This window comes from Sodalis sp. (in: enterobacteria), assembly GCF_047607725.1.
GTDB lineage: Bacteria > Pseudomonadota > Gammaproteobacteria > Enterobacterales > Enterobacteriaceae > JBLKSS01.
Genome location: NZ_JBLKSS010000010.1, coordinates 1 through 22,887, shown reverse-complemented (window position 1 = coordinate 22,887; position 22,887 = coordinate 1). Strand labels below are relative to the sequence as shown.

Sequence of the window (22,887 nt, the reverse complement as noted above, 5' to 3'; positions counted from 1 at the left end):
CTGCTAATCTTAGGGAGTGCGCCAGCGACAAACGGCGCGAGCGTGAAGGAGAGAGGTGATGTCGGAGATACTGAGAAACAGCACTACCGTTGGCGCCCGTCCCCGGGTTCGGGGGCCGATCGGCGCGCCGGTGGCGGTGATGATAGCCGGAATCGCGCTAATTACCATTCATTGTCTGGACGTGGTGGTGCTGTTTAATGCGTTTGGCGTCAATGGGATGCACAGTTTTGTCAACAACAACAGCCGCGCTTGGGATCTGACCGGACTCTTCCTGGCCAGCCTGACCATGGTATTTATCGAAATCCGCTGCGGCTTTGGTGTCATGCGCGCCGTGCCCTGGACCCGCTAGTATTATTTAGGCTGCCAGATTCTAAACACCCTCTACCTGTTTTTCGCCACTTGGCGGGGGGTTTTATCCGGAAATGTTTATGCTGCCGGGCGACACCGCCGGGCAAATCAGCTATGAGGTATTGATGCTGAAATTGCCGGATCTGCTGATTATCGCGCTGTTGCCCGCCGTGCCCGCCGATTGTTGGCAGCAGGCTATGGGCTCTGCGCCGCAGGGGATGCGCAATAAAGCCAAAATGGTGGTGAGCGGCAGCGTTGAGCGGCCGCTGCTGGGCATTGCCGATGCCTATGGCGGGGTGGATCTGTCCGCTGTATCCGGCCAGCTTCGCGCCGGTGTTCGCCGTTCTGAAACAGTTTATCCCGCGCGCGGGGCTGACGCCCTATCACGTGGCGCGTCGGCGCGGCGAATTAAAATTCCTGCTGTTAACGGAGAGCCGGCTTGATGGCGCGATGATGCTGCGCTCCGAGGCCAAGCTGGCGCAGCTACGCGCGGCCTTGCCCTGGCTGCAGGCGCGGTTGCCGCAGCTGCGGGTCATCTCGGTCAACCTGCAGCCGGTACCGATGGCGGTCCTCGAAGGGGAGCGGGAAATCGTGCTGACGCCGGACTGTGCGCTGGAGGAACGGCTTAACGAGGTGCCGCTGTATATTCGGCCGAAGAGCTTCTTCCAGACCAACCCGCAGGTGGCCGCCGGCCTGTACGCCACCGCCCGCGATTGGGTCGCCCCGCTACCGGTGACCCGGCTTTGGGACCTGTTTTGCGGCGGCGGCGGCTTCGGTTTGCACCCTGCCGTCCCGGCATGCGGCTGACCGGCATTGAAATCAGCGCGGAGGCGCGATCGCCAGCGCGCGCCAGTCGGCACGTCAGTTGGGGTTGGAGCAGATATCGTTTCAGGCGCTGGATTCCACCCGTTTTGCCGTACAAAACGGCGAGGCGCCGGATTTGGTGCTGGTCAATCCGGCGCTGCGCGGCATCGGTCATGACCTGTGCGCCTGGCTTAGCGCCACGGCGCCGCGCTGGATCCTGTACTCCAGCTGCCAGGCCGCGCCGCTTATACGGGATCTCGGCGAGCTGGATGACTACCAGGTGCGCCGCGTCCGGCTATTCGATATGTTTCCTCATACCGCCCATTATGAAACGCTGGTGCTGCTGGAGCGCTGCGCACCAACGCCGGTTGCGGCAGGCTAAGTTCACGCCGGCCCGCTAGTGTTCAGAGGAGCCACGCCCGTACACTCTTGCTGCGGTGCGGCAAGCGCGCGCGCAGCGCCGGCCGCCGCGGGATCAGTTACGGCGCTTACGTCCATAATAGATAAGGAAAATCTGCACCAGCAGCGGCGTACCGGTAAACAGCGTGATATACCCCGTCACCAGCGGCGAAAGCACGGGCGTACGCAGAGTGAGGATCAGGGTAAACAGCAGCGCCAGCAACAGCGCCACCAGCACCGCTGCCGCCGTCAGCGACAGGCTGAGCGGTAAGCCGGGCAGCAGCGCCAGCAAATAACCGGCCATCAGGATGCCCTCTTGTCAAAACGCGTGGCGCGCCGTTCGCAGGCGCGCAAAACGGCCTGGCTGAACAGCGTAATCACTAGGTAGACCCCCGCCGCCAGCAGATACCAGGTAAACGGCTGTTGCGTAAAGCTGACGATACTTTTGGTCTGCAGCATCAGGTCGTTAACGCTAATCAGCGACACCAGCGCCGTGTCCTTTAACAGCACCAGCCACTGATTTCCCAGGCCGGGCAGGGCGTGGCGCCACATTTGCGGCAGGATCACCCGAAAAAACGTCGCGCCGTTACTCATGCCCAGCGCCTGCCCCGACTCCCACTGACCCTGCGCAATGGCTTTCAACGCGCCGCGCAGGGTCTGCGAGGCGTAGGCGGCGTACAGCAGCGCCAGCGCGATGACGCCGCAGAGAAAAGGGCTGACATCGAAGTTGTCGATGGGAAGCGCGAGGGAAATACGCAATGACCCCAAAGACAAGGTAACGCCATCCGCCAGCGTCACCAGCAGCTGCGAGGCGCCGAAGTAAATAAACAACACCACCAGGATTTCCGGCAGACCGCGCAGCAACGTGACCAGTGCGGTACCACTCAAAGCGAGCCATCGCCAGCGCGCCGATTCCAGCGCGGCAAAGCCCATGGCCAATAGCAGACCAATGACCAGCGCGCACAGCGCCAGGCCAAGGGTCGTCCCCGCGGCGGTGGCGATGGGGTAGAGTTCCGTCATCAAAGTAACTTATTGCTTAAACCATTTCTGATACAGGGTCTGATAGATACCGTCCTGCTTAACCTTGTCCAGCGCCTGATTGGTAAGCGTACGCCCAGCATCGTATTGACAGTTATTCAGCAGGGATGGTAGGGTTCCACGGCAGGAGCTCTTTGATTTTGTTGACGGATGGCGCAATGGATATCATGGATTTTACGCCGGGCGTGGGCCATGCAGCCGACCTCGCGGATATGGCCTTCTTCATACAGTGGATTGAAGCCCGCGTACGCATCCGCCTGCAACAGGCCGCTGAACCCGGCCAGATGCGTTTGCGGATGAACACCCTTGCGGTTCGGGCTGTAAGCGAACCACACTGCGGGCGGCAGTGTCGAACCGGCATTCCGGTCGTCACGCACATAGACCCATAGCCAGCCGGTTTTAGGCTTGCCTTTGCCCGGTTGCAGCACGTCCACCGGCGTGTCGTCGACGTGGACTTTACCCGTCGACATCACATAGTCGCATACCGCGTCGGCCAACGGCGCCAGCAGGTTGCCGCATAACCCCACCCAGCCGGCCATCGTGACCCGGCTCAGTGTGACGCCCTGGCGGGCGAAGATTTCCGACTGGCGATACAGCGGTGAGGGCTCAACCCGCGCATTGTGCTGTGCAACTACCTGGCCCAGCAGGCGATCATGGGCGCGGAAAAGGGGGATATTCGCGAACTGGCGCGGCTGCATCAGGCCTTGCGCGATCCCTACCGCGACGACCCCGACCAGGATGATTTGGCGCCGCCGCCCCCCGACTGGGGACGCCATCTGGCCGTCTCCTGCTCCAGCTAACGGCACTTGGCTAAAGGCCCGCCTCGGCGGGCGCATCCTCGCGGTGTCGGCATCGGCCCGCGCGGTGCCAGCGGCTTTCGCCGCTCATTTTAGCCGGCGGTGTTTTTCGCTATAGTGGCGGATAAGCATCCAGGCATCCCCTCCCTCCGCGCGTTCCATCGTCAGGATACCGAAACGGGATTCGTATCGGGAACCGTTCAGCGCCGGCAACAGCGTCAGGCAAAACAGATCCAGGCGGCGCTGCGCCTCCTCCCACTGCACTGAAATCGTCGTGCGCAGGTTGTCGCGCACCAGCGTGATCTTCAAGCGCAGAAATTGATGTTTCTGGAAACCCAGCTGCGACAGGCTCACCCGATGAGCGATGGCAGACGCCGAGGATTGCTGTCCCGACGTTTGGGCCACCAGAGCGTTGTCGGCGGTGCGGGTGAGGGTGAACACCGGCTGCCGTCGGCCGTCGCCCACTTTTTGCATCACGGTAAAAAAAATCACATCCCCGCGAAAGGAAAGCGCGCCATCCAGCCGATAAGTCGAATGAATTTGCGGCGGGTAACTTTTCTTAGCAGATAAGATAGCGTGAGATCCGTCGTTGTTGTTAGCGAAAAGGCACAGCAGGTTGGCCGACTCCCGGTCGTTGGTCATGTGCGTATAAAACAACAACCGCCGCTGCTTAAGTTGATAAAGGCAGTGGCTCATACAATCGCCGGGCGGGTAGCTTTGGTGCTGAATGTCCACGCGGAAATGGCGCAAATCGCGGCTTGGGATACCGGTAATGCCGAGCGTGACGGTCTTGATATGTTTACCCGTGGCGGGGGGGATCAGACCGCGGCAGGCCACGGGAGGCAGCGTCAGCGGCATCGCCTGCACCCCTACTAGCCGCTGCGCCAGCGCCGAGGTGACAGGGGGAGGCGGCACCAGATGGGGAACGGTTAGCGCGTTCAGCGTAACGCCATAGGAAAGGCTGGTTGGCATGAAAAACCTCGTGGAAGTGAAGCGACAACGCTTGTCCGGGGAACGCCGGTGAGAAAGCCTGCGGATGGTGACGACATTCAGTTTACGCGTGTTTTCCCTTAAAAAAATAGGGGTTATTCATGCTGAAATGAGGGCGTGATGGTCGTGTGCCGACGACGTGGGAGAGGGCGTGGCGAGGCATGAAAGGGACGCGTAACCTGGTAAGGGGAAACCTGAACGGATCAGGGCGCCGGGCTTGCAAAGGCGGCGTCACCATAGCGCCGCCGGCCGACCTAGGCGGCTGAAACCTAGAAGCGGCAATCCACCGCGTCGCTTAACATTGCCAGCAGGCGCTCGCTGTCTTCCCAGCCCAGACAGGCGTCGGTAATGGATTGGCCATAGACGAGAGGCGTATCGGCACCCAAGCTCTGATTGCCCGCCACCAGATTGCTCTCGGCCATTATGCCCACCACCTGACGGCTGCCGTCGCGCAACGGTTGGCAGACAGCGTGCGCGACATCCAACTGACGTAAATACTGCTTTTGGCTATTACCGTGGCTGAAATCCACCAGCAAATGCGCCGGCAGCCCGAACGACGCCAGCTGCACGCAGGCATCGTCGATAGCCTGCGGCTGGTAGTTCGGGACTTTGCCGCCGCGCATAATAATGTGCCCATACGGGTTGCCGCCGGTTTGATAAATTGTCATCTGGCCCTGCTTGTCCGGCGACAGAAACAAATGAGACGCGCGGGCGGCGCGAATGGCGTCGATGGCGATTTGAATATTGCTGTCTGTGCCGTTTTTGAACCCGACCGGACAAGAGAGCGACGACGCCATCTCGCGATGAATCTGGCTTTCGGTCGTGCGCGCGCCAATCGCCCCCCAACTTATCAGATCGGCAATATACTGGCCGGTGACCATATCCAGGAACTCTGTCGCCGTCGGCAGGCCCAATTCGTTAACAGCCAGCAAAAGCCGCCGGGCGACCTCCAACCCGTCATTTACCCGAAAGCTACCGTCCAATCCGGGATCGGCGATTAACCCTTTCCAGCCCACGACGGTGCGCGGTTTTTCAAAATAGGTGCGCATGACGATTTCCAGGCGGTCCTGGTATTTTACTCGCAGCGGATTCAGCAGGCGCGCATACTCCAGCGCCGCATCGGTATCGTGAATGGAACAGGGGCCGATAATCACCAGCAGGCGGGGATCCTCGCCATGGAGAATACGTTCAATACGCTGACGCACCCGCAGCACATTTTCGGCCATCGCTGCACTTACCGGCAAGGCGGCGGCCAGCGCGGCGGGGGCAACCAATCGATCGATGCGCCGCGTGCGCAATTCATCTGTCTTTTGCATGCTTATCTCTAAAATGGGGACTCACCGCGGTGGAGTTACCGGGAAGCGATGATGCTCACGATACCCCAACCGGCGCTGAATTCAACCTTGCCCGGCAAAATTTGCTAATACATTCGCCGACTCATCCCCAGCACATCCATTATCTTCGCCGCAATTTCCTCCACGGAATGGTTGGTGGAGTTGAGATAGCGGATATTGTTATTGCGAAACAAGGACTCCACCTCATTAATTTCCATACGGCACTGCCGCAGCGAGGCGTAGCGGCTGTCGCTCAGGCGCTCATCGCGAATGGCCGCCAGCCGCTCGGGATCAATGGTCAGGCCGAACAGTTTGGCGTGATGCGACTTCAACGCCGCAGGCAGCGAGAGATTATCCATATCGTCGGCGATAAACGGATAATTGGCGGCGTGAATGCCGTATTGCATCGCCAAATACAGACTGGTGGGCGTCTTACCGCAGCGCGATACCCCGAGCAAAATAATTTGCGCCTGATCCAGATTGCGCAGCGAAATACCGTCATCATGGGCCAGGGTATAATCGATGGCGGCGATGCGGGCATCGTATTTGCTTAAATTGGTGGCGGTCAGGCCGTGGGTCCGGTGCGCCACCGGATCCGGCGCGATGCCCAATTCCTGCTGCAGCGGCCCTACCAACGCCTGCACCACATCCTGACAAAAGCCGGCGCTCTCTTCGATAATGTGCCGTACCGCCGGGGTAACAATAGAATAGAACACCAGCGGACGAACGCCGCTTTGCTGATGCAGGGCGTTAATCTGCTCGTGCACCGCGCGGGCACGGGTTTCGCTCTCAACGAACGGCAGGGTGTAGAGGGTGGTCGTCAGGGGGAATTGCGACAAAACCGAGTGCCCCACCACCTCGGCGGTGATAGCGGTCCCATCAGAAATAAAAAATACGCTTCTTTCCATCGACGGCTCCCTTGCCGGAATGTGGCTTAGTCTTAATTTGGGCGCTGGCACGATTCATATTGGGCGAGCGCACGGCGGATTATGCTAACCTCAAAGTAAGCTTCCCGCCTGTCGTCTGTCGTCACGATAGCGACACGATGTTCGTGCCCATATTTAAAAAGGATGACCCAGATGCCGCAAAATGACAATGATTCCGAAAATGTGCTGTGGTATGACCAGCTTGGTATGCACGATGTGGACTGGGTAGGCGGGAAAAACGCCTCGCTCGGGGAGATGATTACCCATTTATCCGCCGTGGGCGTGTCGGTGCCCAATGGTTTTGCTACCACCGCCCAGGCATTTAACGATTTCCTCACTCAAAGCGGTATCAACCAACGGATTTATCAACTGCTGGACCAGACCGATATCGATGATGTCGCAGCGCTGAGCAAGGCCGGCAGCCAAATCCGGCAATGGATTATTGACACCCCGTTCCAGCTGGGCCTGGAAGCCGATATTACCGCATGCTATCAGCAGTTGTCGGCCGATGATGCCGATGCCTCGTTTGCCGTGCGATCCTCGGCCACCGCGGAAGATATACCCGATGCGTCCTTTGCCGGTCAGCAGGAAACCTTTCTCAACGTGCAGGGCATTGACGCGGTGATGACCGCCATTAAACATGTTTATGCCTCGCTGTTTAACGACCGGGCCATCTCCTACCGGGTCCATCAGGGCTACGATCACCGCGGCGTGGCGTTGTCGGCGGGCGTTCAACGCATGGTGCGCGCCGATCTGGCCGCCTCCGGTGTTATGTTCACCATCGATACCGAGTCGGGCTTCGACCAGGTGGTATTTATTACCGCTGCCTATGGGCTCGGGGAAATGGTGGTGCAGGGCGCGGTCAATCCCGATGAATTCTACGTGCACAAACCCATCCTGGCCAACGGCCGTCCCGCGGTGGTGCGCCGCAATCTCGGTTCAAAGAAGATCCGCATGGTCTATGCCGACAGCGCGGCCCACGGCGAACAGGTGCGTACCGAACCGGGGCCTGACGCGCAGCGCCAGCGCTTTGCCCTGACGGACGACGAAGTGCAGGATCTGGCGTGTCAGGCGGTGCTGATTGAGAAGCTCTACCAGCGGCCGATGGACATCGAATGGGCCAAGGATGGGCATACCGGCAAGCTTTACATTGTGCAGGCGCGGCCGGAAACGGTGCGCTCACGCGGGCAGGTGATGGAGCGTTACCGGCTCGAGCGCCGCGGCGAGGTGATCATCGAAGGCCGCGCCATCGGCCATCGCATTGGTGCGGGTCCGGTTAAAATCATTCACGATATCAGCGGGATGCACCGGATTGAAGCTGGCGATGTGCTGGTGACCGACATGACCGATCCGGATTGGGAGCCGATTATGAAAAAGGTCGCCGCCATTGTCACCAACCGCGGCGGGCGGACGTGTCATGCGGCCCTCATCGCCCGCGAACTGGGCATTCCTGCGGTGGTCGGCTGCGGCGACGGGCAATCCGTTACGGTGTCCTGTGCCGAAGGGGACACCGGTTACGTCTATCAGGAGATACTGCCTTTCGAGGTTGCCCGCTCGGATATCGATGAAATGCCCGCGCTGCCGCTGAAAATCATGATGAACGTGGGGAATCCCGATCGCGCCTTCGATTTCGCCTGTCTACCCAATGACGGTGTGGGGCTGGCGCGACTGGAGTTCATCATCAACCGCATGATAGGCGTGCATCCGCGCGCGCTGCTGGAATTTGACCAGCAGACGCCGGCCCTGCAGCGCGAAATCACCGACATGATCCACGGCTACGATAGCCCGAAGGAGTACTACATTGACCGCCTGACCGAAGGGATCGCCACGCTGAGCGCGGCGTTCGCGCCGAAACGCGTTATCGTGCGCCTGTCCGACTTCAAGTCTAATGAATACGCGAATCTGGTGGGCGGAGAGGCCTATGAGCCGGATGAGGAGAACCCGATGCTGGGCTTCCGCGGCGCCGGCCGCTACGTTTCCGACAGCTTCCGCGACTGTTTTGCGCTGGAGTGCGAGGCCGTCAAGCGGGTGCGCAATGAAATGGGGTTGACCAATGTTGAGATCATGATCCCCTTCGTGCGCACCGTGGCGCAGGCGGTGTTGGAAGAGCTGGCGCTGCAGGGCTTGAAGCGGGGAGAAAACGGGCTGAAGGTGATCATGATGTGCGAGATCCCCTCCAACGCGCTGTTGGCCGACCAATTTCTTTCCCATTTCGACGGCTTCTCCATCGGCTCAAACGATATGACACAGCTGGCCCTGGGGCTTGACCGGGATTCCGGCTTGGTGTCGGCGCTGTTCGATGAGCGTGATGAAGCGGTCAAGACGCTGCTGTCCCTTGCTATCCGCGCTGCTAAAAAAACAGGGCAAATATGTCGGCATCTGCGGGCAGGGGCCGTCCGATCACGAAGACTTCGCCGCCTGGCTGATGGAGGAAGGCATAGACAGTCTGTCGCTCAACCCTGATACCGTGGTCAGCACCCTGGCTGAGCCTGGCAAAGAAATAATGGCGTCCCTCGGGGCGCAAATTTAGCGCCGCCGCAGAAAAACGCGCAGCGAAATAACCGGCGCCGGTCTATTACTACCGGCGCCATTATTTTATTTGTCACAAATTTTATTAAAAAAAAAGCCCATCATGAGAGATGGGAAAAGACTACACACAGCAATTCTGTCATGCCGGGGAGCATTAAAATCATCACTAAATCATAGAGCTAATAACACGCATAGTAGGGATAAACCGGCGGCGCGTCACTCAGATTCATCCTATATAAGCTACGCCCAAGGATAGGTGTTCGGCGCGGGGAAATAACGGCGGCGGTAAATATCGGCGAAAAAATAATTGTCGGCACGGGCAGGACATTATTGTCCCGGCGTACGCCGGGACGAAGCGGGATTAATGTATTTCCCTAAGCTGTTTCTCCGGATTGTCGATTTTCTCCGGCGGCGGCGCTTCCTGCATCCAGGCGAACACCAAACGCCAGGATACCGCCAGTACCACCGGGCCGATAAATAGGCCAATCATGCCGAAGGCCAGTAAGCCGCCCAACACGCTGCACAGTACCAGCAGCATCGGCAAATCGGCGCCCATATGGATAAAAATAGGCCGTAGAATATTGTCCAGGGTCGCCACGACGCAGCTCCACACCAGCAGTACGGTCCCCCAGGTGGTGTCGCCGCTCCAATAAAGCCAGATCATGGCTGGGATCAGCACCGGCAGGGGGCCTAGTTGGGCGATGCACAGCACGAACATGGTGACGGTTAACACGGTCGCCAGCGGGATGCCGGTGATAGCCAGGCCGATCCCCCCAGCACGGCCTGAACGATGGCGGTCAGCACCACGCCGAGCGCGACCAGCAGAACCGAGGCATCGCCGCGCTCCGCCCCCAGGCGAATGGCGAAATGGCGCACCGCCATCCCCACGCGTTCGCCGCGCAGATAAAGCAATACGCTGAACAAAATCATTAACGCAGTGCAGCAGCAGGCTACCCAAGTTAGCCACCTGGCCAGCAGCCAGCTGGCGGCCTTGCCGATGTAGTGCTGGATCTTGGTCATCAACGAGGCGCTGCCGCCGGAAATCAGCGATTGCCAGGCGCTATACAGTTTGCGTCCCACCATCGGCACATCCTGTAGCCAGGCGAGAGTGGGCAAGTTCAGCCGGTCCGGCTGCGACGCCCAGGCCACCAGCGGGGCGCTGTTATCAACGATACTGCTCACCAGAATCGAGACCGGCAGTACAAACAGCAACAACAGCAGCAGCGTCATGACCACGACCGCGAGGGAACGCCGGCCCCAGAGCAGATGCTGCACTTTGATGAGCAGCGGCCAAGTCGCTATCACCACCATCGATGCCCATGAAAAGCCGAGAATAAAGGGCTGAACCACCCAAAAGCAGCCGAGGGTCATCAGCGCGATAAAGGTGACGCTGAATAGCATTCTGGGCAAATCGTGTAGCGTGCGCGGGAAATCCATGAAACACCTTTCTCCTCATACGAGCGACGGGTTGCGAGCGGCCGGAAGCGGGCCGATTCTGAGCTAGTTGCATAATGATGGGGTATATCGGCATTTTTTGACAGGGGCGGATGAAAACTTTCGCCGTGTGATGTCCCCGGGCCATGCCTGGGCGAGGGAATTTTTATCGCCGGCAGGGCATGGACAAAAAAATATGATAAAACAGTCAGGTTCGGCTGCAGCCGGCGGGGTCGTCATCGCCCTGATGAGGCTCTAACACAATAGGTTTATCGTCCATGCTTCCAAAGATTTCCCAGGCCCCGGGCGTCGACCCGGTGGTGACCGAATTCCTCGCCCACTTGACGCGGCAGGGATTCACCGGCGATAGCGCGACCGCCTGACCATGGCTACCGATAACAGCATTTATCAGCTGTTGCCCGATGCGGTGATTTTCCCCCGCTCGACCGACGATGTGGCGCTGATTGGCAGGCTGGCGGAATGGCCGGCCTATCGCGGTCTCACGTTTACCCCGCGCGGCGGCGGCACCGGAACTAACGGGTAATCCCTCAATCGGGGGGTCATCGTGGATATGTCTCGCTATATGAACTGAACCGCATTTTGGAGGTAAACGTCGAACAGGGCTGGGTGCGGGTAGAAGCGGGGGTCGTCAAGGATCAGTTAAATCAATATCTCAAGCCGCTGGGCTATTTCTTCTCCCCCGAGCTGTCCACCAGCAAACTGCGCCACCCTCGGCGGGATGATCAACACCGACACCTCGGGACAGGGATCGCTGGTGTACGGGAAAACCTCCGACCATGTTCTGGGGCTGCGGGCGGTGTTGTTTGGGCGGTGAACATCTCGATACGCGCGCGATGCCGTCCCCGGCGGCGCAGGCGCTGGCGGCCGAGCCCGGCCGCTTTGGTGAGATTTATCGCACGGTATTTGAGCGCTGCCGGCAAAAGCGTGGCCTTATCGTCGAAAAGTTCCCGGATCTTAACCGCTTTTTGACCGGTTATGATTTACGCCATGTGTTCAGCGACGATTTGCAAACCTTTGATCTCACCCGTATTCTTATCGGCTCCGAGGGCACGCTGGCGTTTATCACCGAGGCGACGCTTGATATCACGCCCTTGCCGCAGGTGCGCCGTTTGGTGAACGTCAAATACGATTCTTTCGATTCCGCGCTGCGCAACGCACCGTTTATGCTGGAAGCCCACGCGCTGTCGGTGGAAACCGTCGATTCCAAGGTGCTCAATCTGGCGCGGGAGGATATTGTCTGGGACTCGGTGCGCGAGCTCATCGAGGATGTCGCCGGCCACACGATGCAGGGGCTGAATATCGTCGAGTTCGTCGGTGACGATCGCGCCCTGATAGACGGTCAACTGGCGCCGCTGTGCGCGGGGTTGGATAGTCTAATGGCGGCCGGCGAGGCCGGCGTGATAGGTTACCAGCTGTGTAGCCAGCCCATGGAAATCGAGCGTATCTACGCCATGCGCAAGAAAGCGGTGGGGTTGCTCGGCAACACCAAAGGTGCCGCGAAACCCGTCCCGTTCGCCGAAGATACCTGCGTACCGCCCCGACATCTGGCGGATTATATTGCCGAATTCCGGGCGCTGCTCGATAGCCATCAGCTGAGTTACGGCATGTTCGGCCATATGGACGCCGGCGTGCTGCATGTACGTCCGGCGCAGGAAGTGCTCATGAAACAGCTTTCCGATCGGATTGTGGCGCTGACCGCCAAATATGGCGACCTGCTGTGGGGGGAGCACGGCAAGGGATTTCGCGCCGAGTATAACCCGGCGTTTTTTGGCGACGAGCTGTACCATGAGCTGCGCCACATTAAAACGGCGTTCGATCCCGACAACCGGCTGAACCCCGGTAAAATTTGCCCGCCGCTGGCAACCGATGCGCCGATGCTGACGGTGGACGCCGTGAAACGCGGCACCTTCGATCGCCAGATCCCGGTCGCGGTGCGCGGCGCCTGGCGCGGTGCAGATGGAGTGCAACGGCAACGGGTTATGCTTTAACTTCGACACCCTGAGCCCCATGTGTCCTTCGATGAAAATCACCGCCAACCGCATCCATTCGCCGAAGGGACGGGCGATGCTTGTACGTGAATGGCGGCGGCTGCTGGCGCAGCAGGGTGTCGATCCGCTCCAGTTGGAGCAGGCATTGCCGCGCGGTATCGCCACGCTACGCGATGTCGCCGCCCGGGTGGGCAACAGCGGGCTGGCGCGGCGAGTACGATTTTTCCCACGAGGTGAAAACGGCAATGTCCGGCTGTCTGGCCTGTAAAGCGTGCTCAAGCCAGTGTCCCATTAAAATCGATGTGCCGGGCTTTCGCGCCCGCTTCTTGCAGCTTTACCATAGCCGTTATCTGCGCCCGGTGCGCGATTACCTGGTGGCCGGCGTGGGGGGATACGCCCCAGTCATGGCCCGGGCGCTGGTGACGTTTAATTTCTTTCTCCGGTGGCCGTTGCTGCGCACCCTGGGCGAACGGGCCGTGGGGATGGTGGATGTGCCGCTGCTGTCGCAGCCGCCGTTGCGCCGTCAGGCGGCGGACGAGCTCGCAGCGGCCCCGACCCTGGAGCAGTTGGAGCGCATGACCGTTGACCAGCGCCAGGCGCACGTGCTTATCGTTCAGGATCCGTTTACCAGCTATTATGACGCGCGTGTGGTGGCGGATTTTGTCCGCCTGGTGGTTAAACTGGGCCGCATACCGGTATTGTTGCCGTTTTCCCCCAACGGGAAAGCACAGATATTAAAGGTTTTTTGCGCCGTTTCGCGCGGACCGCCCAACGCACCGCCGATTTTCTCAACCGCATCGCGCGGTTGGAGCTGCCGATGGTGGGGGTCGATCCGGCGCTGGTGCTGTGTTATCGCGATGAGTACCGGGAGGTGCTCGGCGCCGCGCGCGGCGATTTCCAGGTTCAATTGGTGCATGAATGGCTTGCCGGCCTGCCGACGAGCGGGCAAACGGCATCGCCGACGGCCCAGGCACCCGCTCCGGCGGGGCGCAGGCGCCCTGGTATCTGTTCGGCCACTGCACCGAGGCCACTCAGCTGCCGGCAAGCGCCCGACAATGGCGCGAAATCTTCGCCCGTTACGGCGCCAGGCTGGAGCCGGTTAGCGTTGGCTGCTGCGGCATGGCGGGCACCTATGGACACGAGAGCGCGAATTACACCCATTCGTGGGGTATTTATGCGCTGTCTTGGCAAAACAGCAACTTGCACAGCTGCCGCGCGGCGGCTGCCTGGCGACCGGTTGTTCCTGCAGCAGCCAGGTCAAGCGTATCGAGGGTGAAGGTATCCGCCATCCGCTGCAGGCGCTTTTGGAGATTATCGCATGATTTGGACGCGCACGCCGTCGCTGGAAAGACTCAACCAGGTGGCGCAGGATGCATGATAGGCTATCTGGGCATTCGCTACACCCGGTTGGAGGATGACGAGCTGGAGGCGGTCATGCCGGTGGATAAACGCACCCGCCAGCCGTTCAGCATACTCCCCGGCGGCGCCTCGGTGGTGCTGGCAGAAACGGTGGGATCCGCCGCCGGTTATCTTTGTACCCGGGGAGATCAGCGGATCGTGGGGCTTGATATCAACGCCAACCATTTGCATAGCGTGTACGACGGCTGGGCGTGCGCGGTGTGCCGCCCGTTTCATCTTGGCCGCACGCGTCAGGTTTGGGATATTCATATTTATGACCAGACGGCGCGCTTAACCTGTGTCTCCCGGCTGACCACCGCCGTGCTGGACGGGCAGAGCGGTTAATGCCGCCCCGACGCCGGGATTAGCGCGTTTGCGCCGGCGCCGTCTGTTTTAGCCGCAGCATTAATAGCGCCGCCAGCACCGCCATCAGCGCGCCGGCCAGATAGATCCACGACATGCCCTGATGTGACATCACCAGGCCGGCGGCCGGCCCGGCCACGCCCAGCGCCAGATCGAGAAACGCGCAATAGGTGCCGAGCGCGGTGCCCTGGTTCTGTGCCGGCACCTGTTTCATTGCCTCCACCCCCAAAGCCGGAAACACCAGCGCAAAGCCGGCGCCGGTCAACAGCACGCCGAAACCGGCGATGGCGGCCGTCGGCGCCGCCCACAGCAGCAGTAGCCCCGCGGTTTCAACCACGAAGGACAGAGCGCCACCCGGCGGCGGCCGAAACGGCTGATGACGTTGCCTAACACCAGCCGTACGCCGACGAAGGCGCAGCTCATCAGCGTCAGGGCGAAGGCGGCGCCGTGCCAGCCGCGGGCCGCGTAGTAAAGGGTGATAAAGCTGACGATGACGCCAAATCCGAGCGTGCCAAGCCCCAGCACCAGGCCAAACAGCCAGACTTTACCCACTACGGCGGTAAATGGAATGCGCTTGCCGGCGCTCACGCTCACCGCGGGGTGGCGCAACGCGACCCCCCAGGCGCCGACGCCGGCCAGCAGGATAAAACCGCCCACAGCGCCAGCACGCCCAGCGGTGCGCCAATGGCGATGGCGCCGTAGGTGGCCACGCCGTTCCAGGAGATGACCCGGCCGGTATGTCGCTGTCCCACCGTGCCAATCCCCCACAGCATGGACCCGGTGCTGGCGAAGCTTTCGCCCCCGCCCAGCAGCAGCCGGCCGGCAAAAAGGCAGCCGAGGCTTAGCGCCGGGCGGGCGCTGATGCCGAGGGCCAACAGATAGCAGGCGCCGCTCAGGGCGCAGCACAGCAGGCCGATGAGAACAATTTTTTTCGCTCCCAGCAGGTCGGCGCAGCGGCCGGCATAGGGGCGGCTGGCCAGCGTGCTGAAATACTGTACGCTGATGGCGATACCGGCTATCAGGGGAGTAAATCCCAGCGTCGTGTGGGTAAACCCCGGCAAAATGGCCAGCGGGATACCAATGGTCAAATAACAAATAAAGGTGAAAAAAATGATGGGGATAATGCGCTTGTTCAATTCCGGTGCCGTAAGAGACGCGGTGGGGCGGTCGGACGTGGGCATAGCAGGATCCAGCGGGAAAAAACCAGGCTCCAGCATAGCGCTATCGCACGCGTCAGGGGAACCAAAAATGTTCCCGCCCGGCGCCGGAAGTCCTGCTCCTTCGCTAACGTCGGCCGGGATAACGTTGCGCCAGGGATGGCGCCACAGCGGCGCGGTCATGTCATTGGCGGCGGCAGAGCGGGGCGTCGACGCGCATGCCACGACGATGAATGCTTCCACCCGGCGAGGCACAGAAGAGCCTGCCGCCGGCGACGCTTTTGTGATATAATTGTTATCAATACGAGAGACTCAGAGAGAATGCGACACAGGCTGCGGTAATAAATAGGGCGTCATCGACGACCAACTAAGCTAATGATAATTATTATCAAATAAAGACAACATCGCCGCTGCGCTTATTTCAGTCGCATTTTAGGGTTATTTCCCCATTGGCTATTTGCTGAGCAAAAATGACGAATTATTTTTTCGCCTGTTATGAAAATAGTTTATTTCTATGAATATTTGCTTTAGTCACGGGACAGAAAGTTTTAGTATTAAAAAAACGGTCCTTTTTTTTCATACATACGGAAAATCAGGGTATTAGCGGTGAAATGGCCCTATATAATTTAGGGGAATAGCGGATGAAAACGGCATTTGCCGACGGTAGTTACCTCCCTTTCCTGTAAAACGGCCTATTCCCCTATAAAGGTCAAGGTTGAAGAGAAAATACAACTCTTTAACATAGGCGGGTTTTCCGAGTATCACCTTGTAATGTCATGAGGTAAACCTGATGCAAGTAGACAATAAGGTTGAGACGTTCTCCCTTGAGGAGAATATCTGGCGCGGCCTGACGCTAACCGATTCCGCCGCCCGTCAGATCCGGCGCCTGGTGGAAAATGACCCCACCATGCTGGGGTTGCGGCTTAGCGTAAAACAGTCCGGCTGCGCCGGCTTCGGCTATGTGGTGGAAAAGGCCACGCAATCTGAGGACAGCGACCGGGTTTACGAGCATAACGGCGCCAGATTATATGTGCCGCTGAAAGCAATGCCTTTCATCGACGGCACGGAACTGGACTACGTTCAGGAAGGCCTGAACCACGTGTTTAAATTTAACAATCCCAAAGCTCAGCACGCCTGCGGGTGCGGCGAAAGTTTTGGCCTTTGAGCGATGAATCATTATGGCACGAAGCAATACTGACACCCCTGAGGCGATTGACGCGACTCAACCCTGGGTGAAAAGCGAGCGATATAAAGAAGGCTTCTTTACCCAACTGGCAACCGAAGAACTGGCGCACGGCATCAGCGAAGACGTGGTGCGCGCCATCTCGGCGAAACGCGATGAACCGGAGTGGATGCTGGAGTTTCGTCTTAATGCCTATCGCGCCTGGCTGGAAATGGACGAACCGCACTGGTTGAAAGCCTATTACAAGCCGCTCGACTATAACGATTACAGCTACTATTCCGCGCCGTCCTGCGGCGCCTGCGACGATACCTGTGGGTTGCAGCCCGGCGCGGAAGGGGCGAAGAACTATCTGACCGATGAAGTGGAACAGGCGTTCAACCAGCTGGGCGTGCCGGTGCGCGAAGGCAGCGAGGTCGCGGTGGATGCCATTTTCGATTCGGTGTCGGTTTCCACCACCTATCGCCATAAGCTGGCGGAGCAGGGCATTATTTTCTGTTCCTTTGGCGAAGCGATTCATGAACACCCGGAACTGGTGCGCCAATATCTAGGCAGCGTGGTGCCGGCCAACGACAACTTCTTCGCCGCGCTCAACTCGGCGGTCGCCTCCGACGGCACGTTCGTTTATGTGCCGAAAGGCGTGCGCTGTCCGATGGAGCTGTCGACCTATTTCCGCATCAACGCCGCCAAAACCGGCCAGTTTGAACGTACCATCCTTATCGCCGATGAAGGCAGCTATGTGAGCTATATCGAAGGCTGCTCTGCGCCGGTGCGCGACAGCTATCAACTGCATGCGGCCGTGGTGGAAGTTATCGTGCTGAAAGATGCGGAAGTGAAGTATTCCACGGTGCAAAACTGGTTTGCCGGCAGCGAAGCCGAGGGCGGTATTCTTAACTTCGTCACCAAGCGCGCGCTGTGCGCGGGCGAAAACGCCAAAATGTCCTGGACGCAATCCGAAACCGGCTCGGCCATTACCTGGAAGTACCCGAGCGTGATTCTGCGCGGCGACAATTCGGTGGGGGAATTCTTTTCGGTGGCGCTGACCAACGGTCGCCAGCAGGCGGATACTGGCACCAAGATGATCCACATCGGCAAGAATACTCGCTCCACGATTATCTCGAAGGGAATTTCGGCCGGTCAGAGCGAAAACACTTATCGTGGGCTGGTGAAGATTATGCCGACCGCAACCAACGCGCGTAACTTTACCCAGTGTGACTCCATGCTTATCGGCAGCGAATGTGGTGCGCACACTTTCCCTTATGTGGAAGCGCGCAATAACACCGCCCAGTTGGAGCACGAGGCTACCACGTCGCGTATCGGCGAAGATCAGCTGTTTTATTGCCGCCAGCGTGGCATCAGCGAAGATGATGCGATTTCGATGATCGTTAATGGCTTTTGCAAAGACGTGTTCTCCGAACTGCCGCTGGAATTTGCCGTGGAAGCACAAAAATTACTGGCTATCAGCCTTGAACACAGCGTGGGCTAAAGCCGCGCTACCACGTTTGCTGCCCGGACGCCGCAACCGGCCGGGTAAAGGAAAAATGAAACATGTTATCGATTAAAGATCTGAACGTCAGCGTGGAAGACAACACCATTCTCAAGGGACTGAGCCTAGAAGTGAAACCCGGTGAGGTTCATGCCATCATGGGGCCGAACGGCTCTGGGAAAAGTACCCTGTCAGCGACGCTTGCCGGGCGCGAAGACTATGACGTCACCTCCGGGGAGGTCTTGTTCAAAGGCCGCGATTTACTGGCGCTGGAGCCGGAAGAGCGCGCCGGGGAAGGCGTGTTCATGGCGTTTCAATATCCGGTGGAAATCCCGGGCGTCAGCAACCAGTTTTTCCTGCAAACGGCGGTCAATGCCGTGCGTAAATACCGCGAGCAGTCGCCGCTGGACTGCTTTGATTTCGCCGATTTCATCGAAGCCAAGATTGAGCTGCTGAAAATGCCGGCCGACCTGCTGACCCGGTCGGTTAACGTGGGCTTCTCCGGCGGTGAGAAAAAACGTAATGATATCTTGCAAATGGCGGCCCTGGAGCCGGATTTGTACATTCTGGACGAAACCGACTCCGGTCTGGATATCGATGCGCTGAAAATCGTCGCCCACGGCGTGAATACCCTGCGCGACGGCAAACGTTCCTTTATTATCGTCACGCACTATCAGCGTATTCTGGACTACATCCAACCCGACCACGTTCATGTGCTGTATCAGGGCCGCATTGTGAAATCCGGTGATTTTTCCCTGGTGAAACAGCTTGAGGAGCAAGGCTATGGCTGGCTTACCGAACAACAGTAATGCCCGCGCGCTGACACAGTTGCACCAATTGTTTGCCGGCCAGAGCATGGCGCGCTCCGCCGAGGCCTATGCGCATTGGCAGGACGTTGAGCGCCTGGGGCTGCCCACCCGCCAACACGAGCATTGGAAATACACCCCGCTTGACGGGCTGTTGGCGCATCGTTTTGCCCCCGCCACCGCCCGCGCGGTAGCCGCCGTTGACCGTGATGCGCTGAGCCTGGGCCTGGACGCCTGCCGTCTGGTGTTTGTCGATGGCCGTTTCGCGCCTGCGCTGAGCGACAGCGACACCGGCGTGTGGCATGTCGAGGTAGAGGAGGGAGCCGCCAGGCGGTCGCTGCCCGCGCCGATCCAGCCGGAGGTGTTCTTGCATCTGACCGAAAGTCTGAGCCAGGAAACCACCCGCATCCGCCTGCCGGCGGGCAAGGCGGCGCCCCGCCCGTTGTATTTGCTGCACATTAGTCAGGGCAGCGAAGATCAAGAAACGCTGAGTACGCTGCACTACCGCCACCACCTCGATATCGGGGCCGGCGCGCAGGGCCAGGTGATTGAACATTTCGTCAGCATGAACGCCCAGGGGCATTTTAGCGGCGCGCGCACCTCAATGGTGGTCGGCGAAAATGCACACTTAAGCCATATCAAACTGGCCTTTGAAAGTCGCGCCAGCTACCACTTCGGCCATAACGATATCAGCGTGGGCCGCGATGCGGTGGTGCGCAGCAGTACGTTTATTCCCGGCGCGGGCTTGACCCGGCATCAGACCAGCGCGCAGCTGAACGGCGAAGGGTCCGATTTGGCGATAAACAGTTTGTTGCTGCCGTCGGGGCAGGATATCAGCGATACCCGCACCTACCTTGAGCACAATAAAGGCTATTGCTTGAGCCGTCAGTTGCATAAGGTGATCGCCCGCGACCGCGGTAAAGGCGTATTCAACGGCCTGATTAAGGTGGCGAAACATGCGCTCAAGACCGACGGTCAGATGACCAATAACAACCTGTTGCTCGACCGTCTGGCGGAGGTGGATACCAAACCTCAGCTGGAAATTTACGCCGATGATGTCAAATGCAGCCACGGCGCCACCGTCGGCCGGATCGACCAGGAGCAGATGTTCTATCTACGTTCGCGCGGTATCACCCACGAGGATGCCCAGCAGATGATAATTTATGCTTTCGCCGCGGAAGTGACGGAAGCGATTGGTCACGATGGGGTGCGCGACACGGTGCTGGCGCGTATCGCCGATGCTTTACAGGGGGTGGCGGCATGACCTATCCCATTGCGCGAATCCGGTCTGATTTTCCTATTCTGGCGCGGCAGGTGAACGACCGGCCGCTGACCTATCTTGACAGCGCGGCGAGCGCACAAAAGCCTAACGCCGTCATCGATTGTGAAAGCGACTATTATCGCCAGGGATACGCCGCGGTACACCGCGGTATTCATACTTTAAGCAGTGAAGCCACGACCCGCATGGAGAATGTGCGGGAACAGGTGGCGCGCTTTATCCACGCTGCGCGAGCGGACGAGCTTGTTTTCGTCAAAGGCGCCACCGAGGGCATCAATCTGGTGGCCAATAGCTGGGGGCGGCACAACCTGCGGCCCGGCGACAATATTGTTATCACCGAGATGGAGCATCACGCCAATATTGTTCCCTGGCAAATGCTGGCCGAGGAAAAGCAGCTGTCGCTGCGCTACATTCCTCTGCTGCCCGATGGTACGCTCGACATCGCCCGACTGCCGGCGTTGATTGATGAGCGTACCCGCCTGTTCGCCGTCACCCAGGTATCCAATGTGCTCGGCACCCGCAATCCGCTGCCGGAACTTATCGCCCAGGTGCGCGCGGCGAGCGACGCGGTGGTGTTGGTCGACGGCGCGCAGGGCATCATGCATCAGAAGGTGGACGTGCAGGCGCTAGACTGCGATTTTTATGTGTTCTCTGGGCACAAGCTCTACGGCCCTACAGGCATTGGTATTCTCTACGCTAAAAAAGCGCTGCTGGACGCCATGCCGCCTTGGGAAGGCGGTGGATCCATGATTCGCACCGTCAGCCTGACCGAGGGCACCACCTTCAACGATGCGCCCTGGCGTTTCGAGGCGGGTTCGCCCCATACCGCCGGGATGATGGGACTGGGCGCCGCCATCGACTATGTTGAGCAGGTGGGGCTTGACAATATTCAGGCTTATGAGCATGAGCTGATGCGCTATACGCTCGAAGCGCTGCAGCAGGTGCCGTACCTGACTCTGTACGGGCCCGACGATCGCACCGGCGTCATCGCTTTCAATTTGGGGCAGCATCATGCCTATGATGTTGGCAGTTTTCTTGACCAGTACGGCATCGCCATCCGCACCGGCCACCATTGCGCCATGCCGCTGATGGCCTATTTCCAGGTGGCCAGTATGTGCCGTGCGTCCCTTGCGATGTACACTGACCGCGCCGATATTGACCGGCTGGTGGCCGGTCTTGTGCGAGTGCAGCGTTTGCTGGGCTGATAGCCAAACAGGGAGCGAGTAACGATGGCGAATCTGCCTGATAAAGATAAATTGCTGCGCAATTTTTCCCGCTGCGGCAATTGGGAAGAGAAGTACCTGTATATTATCGAGCTGGGGGGCCATTTACCGCCCCTGCCGGCTGGCATGCGCACCCCGGATCATCTTATCGCCGGCTGCCAAGGCCAGGTGTGGATTGTCATGGCGGCAGATGACAATGGCAGCGTCCAGCTGTACGGCGACAGCGATGCCGCTATCGTTAAAGGCCTAATCGCTATGGTGTTTATCCTCTATCAAGGCATGACACCGGCGGAAATCGTTACCTACGACGTGCGGCCTTTTTTCGACACGCTGGCGCTCACTCAGCACTTGACGCCGTCCCGGTCGCAGGGGCTGGAGGCCATGGTGTGGGGTATTCGCGCCCAGGCCGCCGCGCAGGGGTAACCGCTTGCGCCGTCCCTGCCGGGGGACGGCTTGGCGTCAGGGTATTTTGGCTTCACCCGCTCGGCCCAGTGTGCCTGTCGCTGAGTGACGGGCGCGGGCGGTGTACTTTTTAGCCTGTCCCCTTGGGGCAACCTGTATTCTTCCGCCCATTGTGGCAGCGCTTCTCTTTTCAGGCCGTTTCTTCCCCCCCTTCTCACGCCGGGTTCCTCTCTTTTCGGGGTATGTTATTCGCCTGTTCTCATGAGTCGTATTTTTGCGTGAGCATTGCTTGCGCCCGTTTTCATGCGTGATGCCTCTCTTCGGGTATCTCTTCCGCCTGTTTTCATGCGTGGCCCATTCTCGCGGTGGCATTCACTCCGTCCGATCGGCTAAGCCTTTTTATCGCGGGCCTCCCTCCCTGGCGGTGGGACGGCGTGCGGCGGTGATGCGCGGCAGCAACGTGTGCCGCCGTGCTTTCGGACTTCGCTGCATCGCGCCGGTGGCCGGTCATTTGTTACACTGGGGCTTGGCGCCCATCGGCCGTATCTCCACGGCTCATCGTCGCGCCGCTTCGCAGGTTACTGACCTAGGATCGCTTATGCTAAATATAACCAAAAGGCTGGCGTGGACGCTGGCCGCCATGCTGGCCAGCACCATTAACGCGGCCGACGCCACTGTCTACCCGCTGCTGCCGGAAATAGCCGGCTCATCGGCGAAAACACGACCCACACCGTCATGCAGGATGGCGGTTCGCTGGAGGCGATTGCCGACAAATATAAAACTGGCCTGCTGGCAATGCTGGAGGCCAATCCGGGCACCGACCCCAGGCTGCTGCAGATTCCGGCGTATCCGATCATCTGTTCCGGCGACATCCGATCAGTTATTCCGATATTTTCCGATCACCCACTCCAGTGATATTCGATCACGTGTTCGCTCATCTTCTGACTCGGTTTTAGTCTATTTTTCCTGTGCTGGCTACTCCTTG

The 22,887-nt window shown here is 59.3% G+C and carries 11 protein-coding genes, 1 other RNA gene and 10 pseudogenes; 13 read left to right on the top strand and 9 right to left on the bottom strand.

Features of this window, described 5'->3' with window-relative positions; all coding sequences use genetic code 11:
- The first annotated feature begins 58 nt into the window (after positions 1–58).
- Together ACMX3H_RS01140 and rlmC are read left to right on the top strand one after the other, a co-directional pair.
- Positions 59–349: a YbjO family protein gene (locus ACMX3H_RS01140; protein WP_415209482.1), complete on the top strand. Its 291-nt coding sequence runs from the start codon at positions 59–61 to the stop codon at positions 347–349.
- 124 nt (positions 350–473) lie between these two features.
- Positions 474–1,534: pseudogene (gene rlmC, locus ACMX3H_RS01135) on the top strand (23S rRNA (uracil(747)-C(5))-methyltransferase RlmC).
- Between the two features lie 111 nt (positions 1,535–1,645).
- On the opposite strand, the pseudogene ACMX3H_RS01130 reads toward rlmC, so the two are convergent.
- The 3 genes and pseudogenes from ACMX3H_RS01130 to ACMX3H_RS01120 form a co-directional block, all read right to left on the bottom strand.
- Positions 1,646–1,855: pseudogene (locus ACMX3H_RS01130) on the bottom strand (ABC transporter permease subunit); the annotation flags it as partial.
- Positions 1,855–2,571, bottom strand: coding sequence for an arginine ABC transporter permease ArtQ (gene artQ / locus ACMX3H_RS01125; RefSeq protein WP_415209488.1), 717 nt, complete (start codon positions 2,569–2,571; stop codon positions 1,855–1,857). The gene artQ and the pseudogene ACMX3H_RS01130, both read right to left, overlap by 1 nt.
- A 176-nt stretch (positions 2,572–2,747) precedes the next feature.
- Positions 2,748–3,236: pseudogene (locus tag ACMX3H_RS01120) on the bottom strand (IS66 family transposase); the annotation flags it as partial.
- Between ACMX3H_RS01120 and ACMX3H_RS01115 the strand changes: the two are divergent.
- A pseudogene (locus ACMX3H_RS01115) lies at positions 3,198–3,389 on the top strand (hypothetical protein); the annotation flags it as partial. The pseudogenes ACMX3H_RS01120 and ACMX3H_RS01115 overlap by 39 nt on opposite strands.
- 84 nt (positions 3,390–3,473) lie before the next feature.
- Here the strand turns inward: ACMX3H_RS01115 and ACMX3H_RS01110 are convergent.
- From ACMX3H_RS01110 to ACMX3H_RS01100, 3 genes are all read right to left on the bottom strand, one after another.
- Positions 3,474–4,358, bottom strand: a complete 885-nt coding sequence (locus ACMX3H_RS01110) for a hypothetical protein (protein WP_415209481.1) — start codon at positions 4,356–4,358, stop codon at positions 3,474–3,476.
- 287 nt (positions 4,359–4,645) lie between these two features.
- On the bottom strand, positions 4,646–5,692 hold the full coding sequence (locus ACMX3H_RS01105) for a 3-deoxy-7-phosphoheptulonate synthase (protein WP_415209480.1): 1,047 nt from the start codon (positions 5,690–5,692) through the stop codon (positions 4,646–4,648).
- Between the two features lie 104 nt (positions 5,693–5,796).
- Positions 5,797–6,618: a pyruvate, water dikinase regulatory protein gene (locus ACMX3H_RS01100; RefSeq protein WP_415209479.1), complete on the bottom strand. Its 822-nt coding sequence runs from the start codon at positions 6,616–6,618 to the stop codon at positions 5,797–5,799.
- Positions 6,619–6,789: 171 nt separating this feature from the next.
- On the opposite strand from ACMX3H_RS01100, the pseudogene ppsA reads away from it, so the two are divergent.
- Positions 6,790–9,140: pseudogene (gene ppsA / locus ACMX3H_RS01095) on the top strand (phosphoenolpyruvate synthase).
- Positions 9,141–9,251: 111 nt separating this feature from the next.
- On the opposite strand, the gene rprA reads toward ppsA, so the two are convergent.
- Positions 9,252–9,356, bottom strand: an RNA gene (gene rprA, locus ACMX3H_RS01090) — antisense sRNA RprA.
- Positions 9,357–9,526: 170 nt separating this feature from the next.
- A pseudogene (gene ydiK, locus ACMX3H_RS01085) lies at positions 9,527–10,536 on the bottom strand (AI-2E family transporter YdiK).
- Positions 10,537–10,877: 341 nt separating this feature from the next.
- Here ydiK and ACMX3H_RS01080 point away from each other — a divergent pair.
- Together ACMX3H_RS01080 and ACMX3H_RS01075 are read left to right on the top strand one after the other, a co-directional pair.
- Positions 10,878–13,930 (top strand): annotated as a pseudogene (locus ACMX3H_RS01080) (FAD-binding and (Fe-S)-binding domain-containing protein).
- Positions 13,927–14,351, top strand: a pseudogene (locus ACMX3H_RS01075) (hotdog fold thioesterase). The pseudogenes ACMX3H_RS01080 and ACMX3H_RS01075 overlap by 4 nt, the downstream one beginning before the upstream one ends.
- Before the next feature lie 19 nt (positions 14,352–14,370).
- On the opposite strand, the pseudogene ACMX3H_RS01070 reads toward ACMX3H_RS01075, so the two are convergent.
- Positions 14,371–15,550, bottom strand: a pseudogene (locus tag ACMX3H_RS01070) (MFS transporter).
- A 766-nt stretch (positions 15,551–16,316) separates the two neighbouring features.
- Between ACMX3H_RS01070 and sufA the strand changes: the two are divergent.
- The 7 genes and pseudogenes from sufA to ACMX3H_RS01035 form a co-directional block, all read left to right on the top strand.
- The gene (sufA, locus tag ACMX3H_RS01065; RefSeq protein ID WP_415209478.1) at positions 16,317–16,691 is read left to right on the top strand and encodes a Fe-S cluster assembly scaffold SufA; all 375 of its coding nucleotides are present in this window, start codon (positions 16,317–16,319) and stop codon (positions 16,689–16,691) included.
- Between the two features lie 13 nt (positions 16,692–16,704).
- Complete coding sequence (gene sufB / locus ACMX3H_RS01060; RefSeq protein ID WP_415209477.1) at positions 16,705–18,192, top strand: Fe-S cluster assembly protein SufB; 1,488 nt, start codon at positions 16,705–16,707, stop codon at positions 18,190–18,192.
- 62 nt (positions 18,193–18,254) lie between these two features.
- A complete protein-coding gene (gene sufC, locus ACMX3H_RS01055) occupies positions 18,255–19,001 on the top strand; it encodes a Fe-S cluster assembly ATPase SufC (protein WP_415209476.1) in 747 nt (248 codons plus the stop codon).
- Entirely contained in the window at positions 18,976–20,262 is a 1,287-nt protein-coding gene (gene sufD, locus ACMX3H_RS01050; protein ID WP_415209475.1) for a Fe-S cluster assembly protein SufD, read from the top strand. The genes sufC and sufD overlap by 26 nt, the downstream gene beginning before the upstream one ends.
- Complete coding sequence (gene sufS, locus ACMX3H_RS01045; protein WP_415209474.1) at positions 20,259–21,482, top strand: cysteine desulfurase SufS; 1,224 nt, start codon at positions 20,259–20,261, stop codon at positions 21,480–21,482. Before sufD ends, sufS begins: the two co-directional genes overlap by 4 nt.
- A 24-nt stretch (positions 21,483–21,506) precedes the next feature.
- Positions 21,507–21,923, top strand: a complete 417-nt coding sequence (gene sufE / locus ACMX3H_RS01040; RefSeq protein WP_415209473.1) for a cysteine desulfuration protein SufE — start codon at positions 21,507–21,509, stop codon at positions 21,921–21,923.
- A 619-nt stretch (positions 21,924–22,542) separates the two neighbouring features.
- Positions 22,543–22,733 (top strand): annotated as a pseudogene (locus tag ACMX3H_RS01035) (L,D-transpeptidase); the annotation flags it as partial.
- Positions 22,734–22,887: the final 154 nt, after the last annotated feature.